General features: G+C 51.3%; 10 protein-coding genes. 9 read left to right on the forward strand and 1 reads right to left on the reverse strand.

Translation table 11 applies throughout. The features are described from left to right. Window positions 1-178: 178 nt before the first annotated feature. A complete protein-coding gene (locus DXC51_RS02470; RefSeq protein WP_025488327.1) occupies window positions 179-1,654 on the reverse strand; it encodes a DUF1846 domain-containing protein in 1,476 nt (491 codons plus the stop codon). Window positions 1,655-2,189: 535 nt separating this feature from the next. Between DXC51_RS02470 and ftsH the strand changes: the two genes are divergently transcribed. From ftsH to DXC51_RS02515, 9 genes are all read left to right on the forward strand, one after another. Beyond that, window positions 2,190-4,667, forward strand: a complete 2,478-nt coding sequence (gene ftsH, locus DXC51_RS02475) for an ATP-dependent zinc metalloprotease FtsH (protein ID WP_117543555.1) — start codon at window positions 2,190-2,192, stop codon at window positions 4,665-4,667. A 184-nt stretch (window positions 4,668-4,851) separates the two neighbouring features. After that, a complete protein-coding gene (gene uvrC, locus DXC51_RS02480) occupies window positions 4,852-6,723 on the forward strand; it encodes an excinuclease ABC subunit UvrC (protein WP_102287441.1) in 1,872 nt (623 codons plus the stop codon). A gap of 63 nt (window positions 6,724-6,786) precedes the next feature. Continuing rightward, window positions 6,787-7,734 (forward strand): HPr(Ser) kinase/phosphatase, encoded by a 948-nt coding sequence (gene hprK / locus DXC51_RS02485; protein ID WP_025488330.1) that lies wholly within the window; start codon window positions 6,787-6,789, stop codon window positions 7,732-7,734. A gap of 2 nt (window positions 7,735-7,736) precedes the next feature. Beyond that, a complete protein-coding gene (locus DXC51_RS02490; RefSeq protein ID WP_021634667.1) occupies window positions 7,737-8,675 on the forward strand; it encodes an ROK family glucokinase in 939 nt (312 codons plus the stop codon). Between the two features lie 54 nt (window positions 8,676-8,729). Continuing rightward, window positions 8,730-9,641 carry a UDP-N-acetylmuramate dehydrogenase gene (gene murB, locus DXC51_RS02495; RefSeq protein WP_181970013.1) on the forward strand — a complete coding sequence of 304 codons (912 nt, stop codon included), beginning with the start codon at window positions 8,730-8,732 and terminating at the stop codon, window positions 9,639-9,641. A gap of 175 nt (window positions 9,642-9,816) precedes the next feature. Continuing rightward, complete coding sequence (gene rapZ, locus DXC51_RS02500) at window positions 9,817-10,677, forward strand: RNase adapter RapZ (RefSeq protein ID WP_025488332.1); 861 nt, start codon at window positions 9,817-9,819, stop codon at window positions 10,675-10,677. Window positions 10,678-10,712: 35 nt separating this feature from the next. Continuing rightward, entirely contained in the window at window positions 10,713-11,738 is a 1,026-nt protein-coding gene (gene whiA, locus DXC51_RS02505) for a DNA-binding protein WhiA (protein WP_021634663.1), read from the forward strand. Between the two features lie 37 nt (window positions 11,739-11,775). Further along, window positions 11,776-12,039, forward strand: coding sequence for an HPr family phosphocarrier protein (locus tag DXC51_RS02510; RefSeq protein WP_021634662.1), 264 nt, complete (start codon window positions 11,776-11,778; stop codon window positions 12,037-12,039). 131 nt (window positions 12,040-12,170) lie between these two features. Beyond that, a complete protein-coding gene (locus DXC51_RS02515) occupies window positions 12,171-13,082 on the forward strand; it encodes a diacylglycerol/lipid kinase family protein (protein ID WP_021634661.1) in 912 nt (303 codons plus the stop codon). Window positions 13,083-13,237: the final 155 nt, after the last annotated feature.

Raw genomic sequence — 13,237 nt, forward strand, 5'->3', positions numbered from 1 at the left:
CTGTAATATGGAAGCACAAATTTGATTTATGCCTTGTAAATGACGGCGGACGTGTATATGCACGTCCGCCATGTAAAAAACCCCCGAAAAGAAAAGCGCCCTGCCTGACAGACGGCTTTTCTTTCCGGGGGTTTTGTGCTGTTTTTATTTGCTGACAGTTTTCCTGCATGAAGCCTGTTTACTGATGGTTATCCGATTCTGTTTTCGGCTCGCAGGTCAGATGCATTCCCAGCTTCTTGAAGACCGCTTCATCCACGGAGGAAAGCATGACGGAGGAATGGACCTCGCAGCCCTTCAGCTGGCGCAGGGCGCTTAATGCAAGCGCGGCCCGCTTGTCCGTTGCGGCGCTGATGGACAGGGCAATGAGGATTTCGTCCGTATGCAGCCTGGGGTTAATGCTTCCCAGATAAGAGGTTTTCAGTGTCTGGATAGGTTCAATGGCCTGAGGGGATACCAGATGCACTTCGTGGTCAATGCCCTCCACTACCTTCAGGGAATTCAGGAGGCACGCGGAGGCGGCGCCCAGAAGCTCCGTGGTCTTCCCGGTGACCAGCGTGCCGTCGGAAAGCTCAATCGCCACGGCGGGATGGCCGGTTTCCTCCTCCCGCTGCATGGCGGCCTTCACTACGGGACGGTCGTTGATGGTAAGTCCTCCCTGCTTCATGAGCAGCTGCAGCTTATAAAGGATTTCCTTGGAGCTGTTGCCCCGCTTCAGATCGCAGAGACAGTGATAGTAGCGGCGGATGATTTCCTGGTTGGCGGCCTCACAGCAGATTTTATCGTCCAGTATACAGTTGCCTACCATATTGACGCCCATGTCCGTGGGTGATTTATAAGGGCTGTCCCCCAGAATCTGTTCGAAAATGGCATTGAGGACAGGGAAGATTTCCACGTCACGGTTATAGTTGACCGTTGTCTGGCCATAGGCTTCCAGGTGGAAGGGGTCAATCATGTTTACATCGTTTAAATCCGCGGTGGCGGCTTCATAGGCCATGTTCACAGGATGCTTCAGAGGCAGGTTCCATATGGGGAAGGTTTCGAATTTGGCGTAGCCTGCCTGGATCCCTCTTTTATGCTCATGATACAGCTGGGAAAGGCAGGTGGCCATCTTGCCGCTTCCCGGGCCTGGCGCCGTGATGACAACCAGCGGTTTGGTGGTTTCCACATATTCGTTGCGGCCGTAGCCTTCATCGCTGACAATCAGGTCGATATTATCCGGATAACCTTCAATTACATAATGAAGATAAGAACGGAGCCCCAGATTGGTCAGGCGGCGGCGGTACTGGTCGGCGGAGGGCTGTCCCGCATACTGGGTGATAACAACGGAATTGGCCAGGAAGCCCATTTTGCGGAAGGTTTCGATAAGGCGCAGGACCTCAGCGTCGTAGGTAAGGCCGGAATCCCTGCGGATTTTATTTTTTTCAATGGAAGGCGCGCTGATGACCAGTACGATTTCCGCCTGATCCTTCAGCTGCTGGAGCATTTTGAATTTGCTGTCCGGTTCAAAGCCGGGAAGGACGCGGGAAGCATGGTAATCGTCAAAAAGCTTTCCGCCAAACTCCAGATAAAGCTTGTCGCCGAACATGGCGATCCGCTCCTTAATGTGTTCTGACTGCATTTTCAGATATTTGTTATTATCAAATCCGTACTTCATAGTTCCCTCTTTGTATTTTATTTTTTTGGTTTGTGTTCAGTTTTTTACAGCTATTAATTCCCTTTCCGGGCCCGGATACCACGCCGCCTGTTACAAATACATATTTTACTGCCATGACGTTCTCCATTCTGCCGTAGGTGACGGCTTTACAATACAAAGCTTCAGCAAGCTGCAACTGTGATGGGGCTTACAGTTATGGATAAATTAGAAAAGTACGCCGTTAAGCGTACCGGTTCCCCGTCCTTTGTATAGCATGCTGTATAGAGAACATGCATTTTCTGGAACTGGACTGCGCCCTTTGTTTCCAGCTTTTCACAAACCCGCGCAAAAACAATCCAATTTCATTATTATACAACGGGAAACGTAAAAAAATCCAGCGTTTCATGCAAAAAAATTAATAAATCTTTTATAGTTTGCCCCATATTTTCATAGAATTAATATTGATTTATATTTCCTGAAACCCTATAATAGGAAATGATTATCAGAATTTAGCCAGTTTCCCGAGGGAAACTGTTTATAGAAAGGTTTTTACATTATGGATAATAATAATTTGAACAGCTATAACGGCGGCAATGGCTACAATAACGGCCAGGGCGGCGGTCCCGGTAACGGCCAGGGCGGACCGGGGGGCGGCGGGCAGCCTCCGAAGAAGCAGAATTTGATGCTCCTTCTGGTTGCGGCGCTGGTGACGCTGGTATGCATGAGCTTTTTTATGAAGATGCTCAGCGGCGTTTCCAACCAGGAAATCACTTACAATGAATTTCTGGAAAAAGTGGACGCGGGAGAGGTTGAAAGCGTAGAGATTACGGATGAACAGATCAATATAGTCCCCAAATCCGACGCCAAGGAAAACCCGTTCATGCCCGCGGAAGAAATTACCTATTATACCGGACGGGTGGAGGATGCCACGCTGATTTCCCACCTTCTGGAAAAGGACGTGAAAATCAACGGGGAAATCCCCGATAATTCAGGTTTTCTGCTCTCTATTTTACTGACCTATGTGCTCCCCTTTGTAGTAATCATTTTCCTTTTCAATTTCCTGATGAAGAAAATGTCCGGCGGCGGCGGTCCCATGGGCGTGGGTAAGAGCAATGCCAAGGTATATGTACAGAAGGAAACCGGTGTTACCTTCAAGGATGTTGCCGGAGAGGACGAAGCCAAGGAATCCCTTGTGGAGGTGGTGGATTTCCTGCACAATCCGGGAAGATATTCCAAAATCGGCGCCAAGCTGCCCAAGGGCGCGCTGCTTGTGGGACCTCCCGGAACAGGTAAGACGCTGCTGGCCAAAGCGGTGGCAGGAGAGGCGCATGTGCCGTTTTTCTCCCTGACAGGTTCCGACTTTATCGAACTTTACGTAGGTGTGGGCGCATCCCGTGTGCGTGACCTGTTTAAGGAGGCCACCAAGAACGCCCCCTGTATTATTTTTATCGATGAAATTGATGCCATCGGCCGTAGCCGTGATTCCAAGTACGGCGGAGGCAATGAAGAGCGTGAACAGACGCTGAACCAGCTGCTGTCTGAAATGGATGGTTTTGACAGCTCCAGGGGTATCCTGATCCTGGGCGCTACCAACCGCCCGGAAATCCTGGATAAGGCGCTTCTGCGTCCCGGCCGTTTTGACCGCCAGATCATTGTGGATAAGCCGGATCTGAAGGGCCGCGTGGAAATCCTGAAGGTGCACGCCAAGGATGTGCTGATGGATGACACCGTGGATTTTGATGCCATTGCGCTGGCAACCAGCGGGGCCGTAGGCTCCGATCTTGCCAATATGATAAATGAAGCCGCTATCAATGCGGTAAAGCAGGGCAGGGATTATGTCTGCCAGAAGGATCTGTTCGAGGCAGTGGAGCAGGTGCTTGTAGGTAAGGAAAAGAAGGACCGCATCATGAGCAAGGAGGAACGCCGCATCGTTTCCTATCATGAGGTGGGCCACGCGCTTGTGAGCGCGCTGCAGAAAAACTCGGAGCCTGTTCAGAAAATCACCATCGTCCCCAGAACCATGGGCGCGCTTGGATACGTGATGCAGGTGCCTGAGGAGGAGAAGTTCCTCAATACCAAGGCGGAGCTCCACGATATGCTGGTAGGCCTGCTGGCAGGCCGGGCCGCGGAGGAAATCGTATTTGATACGGTAACTACCGGCGCTTCCAACGATATTGAGAAGGCGACCAGTATCGCAAGAGCCATGGTAACCCAGTACGGCATGAGCGAGAAATTCGGCCTGATCGGCCTGCAGACGGTGGAGAGCCAGTACCTGGACGGCCGCGCGGTTATGAACTGTTCCGACGTGACGGCGGCGGAGGTGGATTCCGAGGTAATGCGCATCCTCAAGGAATGCTACGCAAAGGCGCTGGAGCTGCTTGGCGGAAACCGCGCCGTTATGGATAAGATCGCAGAGTACCTTATCGAAAAGGAAACCATTACCGGTAAGGAATTTATGAAGATATACCGCAGGGAAAAGGGAATCCCGGAGCCTGAGGAAACGGAGACCCCGGAGGAGGCCAGGCCGAGGATCAGTGAAAACACCCCTTCCGTTACAACTGCGGACATACAGAAAACACAGGACGCCCCGGCACAGCCGCAGGAAGAGATTGTCCCCAAGCCCTGGGATCTCCATTTCCAGCAGACGCAGAACAGCGCGCCGGCAGGGGAAAATACGGCAGGAACGCAGCAAATGCCCGCAGGGCAGCAGCCCATGGGACAGACGCCTGCATCAGCAGGGGAAGCTAACGCAGCCCCGGCAGGAAACGGATCCGACAGACCGGACGGCAATGACTGGTGGAGCAGCGGCGAAAGCGGCATCCCCGGGCAGGATTTGAATTTCTTCCGCACGGAGGAGAATGGGAACGGAAGTGATTCCCATCAGGAAGGCTCTTCCGAACAGGCGGCCGGACAACCGGAAAACGGCACAGACGCCGGCAGCACGCCGGATGACGGCGCGGCAGGAGCGGGCAAGCCCGCCGGCCCGGTAGGCAGGTTTTCCAATACGGTTCTTCCGCCGACAGACAGGAAATAACCTGTAATTAAGCTTCCCTCGCAGGAAACAAAGCGAGGCGGGACATTAAATTCATAAAAAAAGCTACGGATAAGGGATTCTTATGTTAAGATAAAGTAAGAATCCCTTTTCCTGTCGGCAGTCTCCTGATGCCGCCATATATTTTGCCGCTATACACTTTTACACCCGCAGGGAGGAAAAACATATGTTTAACTTCGAAGAAGAACTGAAAAAGCTCCCCCCCAAGCCCGGTGTCTACATTATGCATGACAAGGATGACACGATTATTTATGTGGGAAAGGCCATCAGTCTGCGCAACCGGGTGCGTTCCTATTTCCGGGAGAGCACGAATAAAAGCCCCAAAATAGAAAAAATGGTGACTAAAATCGCCAGATTTGAATATATAGTTACGGATTCCGAGCTGGAAGCGCTGGTGCTGGAAAACAATTTGATTAAGGAGCACAGCCCGCGCTACAACACCATGCTTAAGGATGATAAAACCTATCCTTATATTAAAGTGACAACAGGGGAAGAATATCCAAGAGTCCTTTTTTCCAGACAGATGAAAAAGGATAAATCCAGGTATTTCGGGCCCTTTACTTCCGCCGCGGCGGTGAAGGACACCATAGAGCTGATCAATAAGCTGTACCGTCTGCGGACCTGTAACCGGGTGCTTCCCAGGGATATCGGTCTGGACAGACCCTGCCTCAACTACCATATCGGACAGTGCAGCGCGCCCTGCCAGGGCATGATTACCAAAGAGGAATACCGGGAGCAGGTGGATAAGGCGCTGGATTTCCTGAACGGCAACTTCAAGCCCATACTTACGGATTTGCAGCAGAAGATGGAGGAAGCGTCGGAAAACCTGGATTTTGAAGAGGCTATCCGCTACCGGGATCTGTACAACAGTGTGAAGCAGGTAGCCCAGAAGCAGAAAATCACGGACAGCAACGGGGAGGATAAGGACATTATCGCCCTTGCCAAGGATGATAACGATGCGGTGGTCCAGGTGTTTTTTGTCCGGGACGGCAGGCTGATCGGCAGGGAGCATTTTTATATGACGCATATTTCGGACAGCACCTCGGCCCAGATACTCCTGGACTTCGTCAAGCAGTTCTATGCGGGAACGCCTTTTGTGCCCAGGGAGCTGATGCTGCAGGAGGAAATTGAGGATACGGAGATTGTGGAGCAGTGGCTCAGCAACCGCAGGGGAAGCCGCGTCCATATCCGGGTGCCCAAAAAGGGGACCAAGGAAAAGCTGGTGGAGCTTGCCGCTACCAATGCGGCGCTTGTCCTGAGCAAGGACAGGGAGCGCATCAAGCGGGAGGAGGGTAGGACCATCGGCGCCGTGAAGGAAATCTGCGCGCTTCTTTCCCTGCCCGAAATCAGCCGGATGGAAGCCTTCGATATTTCCAACATCAGCGGCTTTGAAAACGTGGGCTCCATGGTGGTTTATGAAAAAGGAAAACCGAAGCGGAGCGATTACAGGAAATTCAAAATCCGCACAGTGTCAGGCCCGGATGATTACGCCTGCATGAAGGAGGTCCTCACCAGGCGGTTCCTCCACGGTATGGAGGAAGCGAAGGAGCTGCAGGAGAAACAGCTGGAAAAGGAATTCGGCAGCTTTACCAAATTCCCGGATCTGCTGCTGATGGACGGCGGCAAGGGCCAGGTGAACGTGGCGAAGCAGGTGCTGGAGGAGCTGCATATTAATATACCGGTGTGCGGCATGGTGAAGGATGACAACCACCGTACCAGAGGGCTTTATTACCAGAATGAAGAAATTGAGATAGACACCCGCAGCGAGGGCTTTAAGCTGATTACCCGTATCCAGGATGAGGCCCACCGATTTGCCATAGAATACCACCGCTCCCTGCGGAGCAAGGAACAGGTGCGCTCCGTGCTGGACGATATACCCGGCGTGGGGCCTGCGCGGCGTAAGGCGCTGATGCGTCATTTCAAGTCCATAGACGACATCCGTTCGGCGGACGCGGCGCAGCTTTCCCAGGTGCCGGAGATACCGGAGCATATCGCGGAAGAAATCTATTCTTTTTTTCATGGTTCTGTGGTAAAATAAGCAAAGATAAACGCGCAGCGATATATGTATAACAGCGGAAAATATAAAAGTGGAGGACAAGGTATGTCACATGTGAATCTAACACAGATCATTGAGAAAATGAAACTGGAAAACCTGACACCGGAAATCGATGTCAAGGGGATCAAAATCACCCAGCCGGACATCAACAGGCCGGCGCTGCAGATGGCGGGGTATTTTGAGCATTACGAGGCCACCCGCCTGCAGATTATCGGCTTTGTGGAATATACCTATATGGAAGCGATGACGGAGGAGAGGAAGAACAAGATTTATAACCAGCTGCTGTCCTATCCCATTCCCTGTATCGTATTTTCCAGGGAGCTTCATCCCGACCCTCTTTTCCTGCAGATAGCAAAGGAAAAAAATGTGCCTATCCTGATGACAAAGAAGGCGACCTCCGCTTTTATGGCGGAAATTATCCGCTGGCTGAATGTGATGCTGGCGCCCTGCATTTCCGTACACGGCGTGCTGGTGGACGTTTATGGCGAAGGCGTGCTGATTACCGGAGAGAGTGGAATCGGTAAATCCGAGGCGGCCCTGGAGCTGATTAAGAGAGGACACCGTCTCGTATCCGACGACGTGGTGGAAATCCGCAAGGTCAGCGATGATACGCTGATTGGCAATGCGCCTGATATCACAAAGCATTTCATTGAGCTTCGCGGTATTGGAATCATTGATGTAAAGACGCTGTTCGGTGTTTCCAGCGTAAAGGATACCCAGTCCATTGATCTGGTGATCCGTCTGGAGGACTGGAATAAGGATAAGGAATACGACAGACTCGGTCTGGAGGAGGAATATACGGATTATCTGGGCAACAAGGTTGTCTGCCACAATATTCCCATCCGTCCCGGACGTAATCTGGCCATTATCTGTGAATCTGCGGCAGTTAACCACCGCCAGAAGAAGATGGGCTATAACGCGGCGCAGGAGCTGTACACCCGTGTCCAGAATTCCCTGGCCCGCAGAAGAGAAGAAGATGAGGAGGACGATTGATTATGGCAAAGTACTGTTTCGGAGTAGATGTGGGAGGCACCACCGTCAAGCTGGGCTGCTTTGATACGGAGGGAACCCTTCTGGAAAAATGGGAGATTACCACAAGGACGGCCAACGGCGGCGAGGCGATCCTGCCCGACGTTGCCGCCAGCATTCTGGACAAGATGAAAGAGCGTGAGATTTCCAGGGAAGATGTTATCGGCGTGGGCGTAGGCGCTCCCGGTCCCATTGACGGGGAAGGAACCGTTTATAATGCCGTAAACCTGGGCTGGGGAACCTTCAGCATTAAGAACCAGCTGCAGGGACTTCTGAACATTCCCGTAGAGGCAGGCAATGACGCTAACGTGGCCGCTCTGGGAGAGATGTGGAAGGGCGGCGGCCAGGGCCATAAGAACCTGGTGGCTGTTACGCTGGGAACCGGCGTTGGCGGCGGCATCATCGCCGACGGCAGAATTCTTTCCGGGGCCACGGGAGCCGCAGGGGAAATCGGACACATCCATGTGATGGACGGCGAGCAGGAAATGTGCAACTGTGGCAATTACGGCTGCCTGGAGCAGTACACCTCCGCAACTGGTATCGTAAGGCTTGCAAAGCGCAGGCTGGCGGCTGATGATAAGCCCAGCAGCCTGAGAGGGAACGACAGCATTTCCGCCAAGACCGTATTCGATGCGGTAAAGGCAGGGGATGAGCTGGCAATCGAGGTGGCGGAGCAGTTCGGTGAAATCCTGGGTAAGGAGCTTGCCAACATTGCAGGCGTTGTGAATCCGGAAATTTTTGTAATCGGCGGCGGCGTATCCAAAGCAGGCCCGATTCTGCTGGATTATATCCAGAAGAATTACATACCTTATGTCTTCGCAGGAAGCAGGGGCGCGCTGTTTGCGCTGGCGACCCTGGGAAATGACGCCGGTATTTACGGAGCGGCAAAGATGGTGCTGGACTAAAAGCGCCGGATACGGCATAATATATTTTTAAGTTTATGAGGAATGGGAGCACAAGTGAGTAGAGCTTTGTTAGAATATCTGGAAAGTGTGGTACCGGCAGAGAACATCCTTTTGGAGGAACCCATGCACAAGCATACCACCTTCCGGGTGGGAGGACCGGCAGAGGTATTTGTAACTGTCGAGAATAGTAAACAACTGGAAAAAATAATCAAATACCTGAATCTTGTGGAGCGGCCTTATTTTATCCTTGGCAACGGAAGCAACCTGCTGGTAGGGGATAAAGGCTACCGGGGAGTCATCATCCGGCTGGGCGGTGATTTCAACCATCTTACAGTGGAAGGGACGCTTCTGACGGCGGGGGCTTCCGTACTGCTGTCCGCAGCCGCCAGGGCGGCTATGGAAAACGGCCTGGCCGGAATGGAATTTGCCTCCGGCATACCGGGAAGCGTGGGCGGAGGCGTCAAGATGAACGCAGGGGCCTATGACGGCGAAATGCGCAATATCGTGGAATCCGTACAGGTGATGTACAAGGACGGAAGCATACTGGACCTTGACAATGAAACCATGGAGTTCGGTTACCGCAACAGCGTAATCAAAAACAGGCCTTATGTGGTGCTCCAGGTTTCCATGAGGCTTCAGGAGGGTGACAGGGAGACGATCCTTGCCAGAGTGAATGAACTGACGGCAAGACGGAAGGAAAAGCAGCCGCTGGAATACGCCAGCGCGGGCAGTACCTTTAAGAGGCCGGAAGGCCACTTTGCCGGAAAGCTCATTATGGACAGCGGTATGAGGGGCGCCAGAATCGGCGGCGCGCGGGTGTCCGAAAAGCACTGCGGCTTCGTGATTAATGACGGCACGGCAGTAGCGGCGGACATTGCGGAGCTGATCCAGGAGGTCATTGAGACTGTAAAGGAAAAATTCGGAGTCACGCTGGAGCCGGAGGTTATTTTCCTGGGAGATTTTTAGGCGGCTGTCCTTTGTGTGGACAGCGCTTTTAACAGTATGAAACGGGTAAACGGAGGCCCCTGAAGGGGCTTTCGTTCTGCCTGCCGGAATACGGAAGGGAAGCGCAAGATTCCTTTCAAACTACTGATTTATGCAGTATCGCAGGCAGGCCTGCGATATGCAGGAGGTATAAAAGGTGAGATTCGTAATTGTGACGGGAATGAGCGGCGGGGGCAAGAGCACAGCCATGAGAATGCTTGAGGATTCAGGATTTTTCTGCGTGGACAACCTGCCGGTGCCTTTAATTGAGAAGTTCATGGAACTGCTCATGATGCCCAATAACGAAATATCCAAAGCTGCGCTGGGGCTGGATGTGAGGGCCGACCAGTCCTTTGGCGATGCCATGAAAATACTGAATAAGATGCGCCAGAACGGCTTTGTTTTTGAAATCCTTTTTATGGATGCCAGCGATGCAACCCTGATGAAGCGTTATAAGGAAAGCCGCAGGGTACACCCCCTGGCTACTCCGGAGGACAACCGGATTGAGAGCGGCATCCGCAGGGAAAGGGAAATCCTTACCGCCATGAAAAAACAGGCGGATTATATCATAGATACTTCCAAGCTGCTGACACGCGAGCTGAAGGAAGAAATAGACAGAATTTTTGTGCAGAACGGGGAATATAATAATCTTATAGTAAGCATTGTTTCCTTCGGCTTCAAGCACGGAATACCGGCGGACGCGGATCTTGTTTTTGACGTGAGATTCCTGCCCAACCCATTTTACATTGACGAGCTGAAATATCTGACAGGCCTTGATAAAGGCGTACAGGATTATGTGATGAGTTTTCCTGAGGCCGGGCAGTTTCTGGACAGGCTGGAGGACATGCTGCATTTTCTGATCCCCAACTATATTAAAGAAGGTAAATATCAGCTGGTGGTTGCCATAGGCTGTACCGGAGGAAAACACCGCAGCGTGACGCTTGCAAATGAACTGTACGGGCGCATGAAGGATAAAGGGAACTATGGACTGACATTAAGCCACCGGGATGTGAAATAAATGGCCGGCGGGACTCATATCCAGGAGGGCGCAATATGTCTTTTTCGGGAGAAGTAAAAGAAGAACTGATGAAACACACGCCTCCGGCCAGGCATTGCCAGCTGGCGGAGCTTGCATCCATACTGCATTTCTGCGGCAGCCATACGGCGGCGGAGGGCAGTAATAATTTACAAAATGAAGAAAAAAAGAGCATTTTTAACGGTGAAAAGCTGCTGATTCAGGCAGAAAATGAGGCGGTTATCAGAAAATGCTTTACATTATTGAAGAAAACATTTAATATAAATACTAGCGTGAATGAAAAAAGAGTCGGAAAGAGCGGAAAAGCAGGCGCCGGGACCGGTGCAAAGCCCAGGGCTTATGAGATTGAGCTTACGGATCCCTCTCAGATAAAGCAGGTTCTCCAGGCCACTAAATTCATGGACGGGGAAGGGCATCTGAGGGATATGAAAGCGCCTGTCAGCGCGATTCTTATCAAGAATTCATGTTGTCAGAGGGCATTCCTGCGAGGGGCGTTTCTGGCGTCGGGTTCTATGAGCGATCCGGGAAAGAGCTACCATCTGGAAATTGTATGTACGAATTTATTCCAGGCGGAACAGATACAGTCCATTCTTCTTGCATTTGAAGTGGAAGCGAGGATTGTACAGCGGAAGAAGTACCAGGTGGTTTATATGAAGGACGGCACCGGGATCTCAGACTTCCTGAATATTGTGGAAGCGCATGTATCCCTGATGAATTTTGAAAATTTCAGGATTGTAAAAGAAATGCGCAATTCTGTAAATCGGAGAGTGAACTGTGAGACGGCGAATATCGGCAAAACCGTTAGTGCGTCCACAAGACAGGCGGAGGATATCCTTCTCCTGCAGCAAAAATACGGATTTGAGAATCTCCCGGAAAGCCTGAGGGAGATGGCGGAGGTCAGACTGGCCTATCCCGACGCCCCCTTGAGGGAGCTGGGGGAATATCTGGATCCTCCTGTTGGTAAGTCCGGTGTGAATCACAGGCTTCGTAAATTGGGTGAGCTGGCGGACAAGGTCAGATCACAGCAGGGGATAAAGAGTTAACAGAAGTGGAAGGAAAGCAGTAAAAGGAGGAGTAATTATGAAAATGAAGGCAGTCAGAATTCAGTTAAACGGCGGACTGGAAGCGAGACCCGTAGCTATGCTTGTTCAGGTGGCCAGCCAGCATGACAGTACTGTTTATCTGGAATCGGAAGGCAAGAAGGTAAACGCAAAGAGTATCATGGGAATGATGAGCCTTGGACTGGACAGCGGCGAAATGGTAACTGTAATCGCCGATGGCCCTGACGAGGAGGTTGCGGTGGAAGACATTGCAAAATATCTTTGCAGCGGCAAAAGCAACTGAATGAAGAAAAGGCTTTAAAATAATAGCGAAAGGAGCATTTACATGCTCCTTTTTTGAAGTTCTGAGGGGGCCATTAAAAAGAGGAAAACAGGGGACTCGCATTTTGCTCCGCAAAACATGGAGGATTTGAGATGGCTAAGAAAAAAATGCTGTTTATTTATAATCCAAAGGCCGGCAAGGGACAGATTAAAAACAACCTTTGTGATATTATAGATGTTTTTGTAAAGGCAGGGAATGAGGTTACCGTTTATCCCACCCAGTATGCAGGGGATGCGGTAAGGATGGCTGCTGAGAAGTCAAAGAAATACGATTGTGTTGTCTGCAGCGGGGGTGACGGGACGCTGGATGAGGTGGTCACCGGTATTATGAAGAGCAACAAGCTGGTTCCGGTGGGCTATATCCCGGCGGGAAGCACCAATGATTTCGCCAACAGCCTGGGGATTCCCAGGAATATGAAGGCCGCCGCGGAAACAGTGGTCGGCGGCAGACCCTTTGCCTGCGATATCGGCGCCTTTAATGACGACACGTTTGTGTACATTGCGGCTTTTGGGCTTTTTACCGATGTTTCCTATGAGACGAAGCAGGAATATAAGAACGTCCTGGGACATATGGCATATATCCTGGAAGGGATGAAGCGCCTGCCTTCCATCAAATCCTATCAGATGAAGGTGACGGCGGAGAACCTGGAGATTGAAGGCGACTTCATTTTCGGTATGATTACCAATTCCATGTCCGTGGGAGGCTTCAAGCGGATCACCGGAAAATATGTGGAACTGGATGACGGGGAATTCGAAGTGACCCTGATTAAGCGCCCCACCAACGCCATTGAGCTGAACCAGATCCTTACTGATCTTGTAAACAGGAACATAGATACGGATCAGATGTACTGCTTTAAGACGGCTTCCCTTCATATTGAATCCGAAGAAGAGGTTGCCTGGACCCTGGACGGGGAATTCGGAGGGCGCCACAGGGTAGTGGATATGGAAAACCGGAAGCAGGCTCTGGAAATCAGGGTTCCCTGGCCTGAAAATGTGTTGATTTAAGGCAGTGCTTCCGGTCCGCTGTGTTTTGGGCAGTAACTGTGGAGGGACTGAACAGTTATATTCAGGCAAGTTATGTGAAAAGTTTAACTTTCCTTATTTCCTTTTTGAAGAAGATGGGTTATAATAACACCAGTAAAGGGAATTTATTTTACAAT

The sequence above is a fragment of the Eisenbergiella massiliensis genome (genome assembly GCF_003435485.1).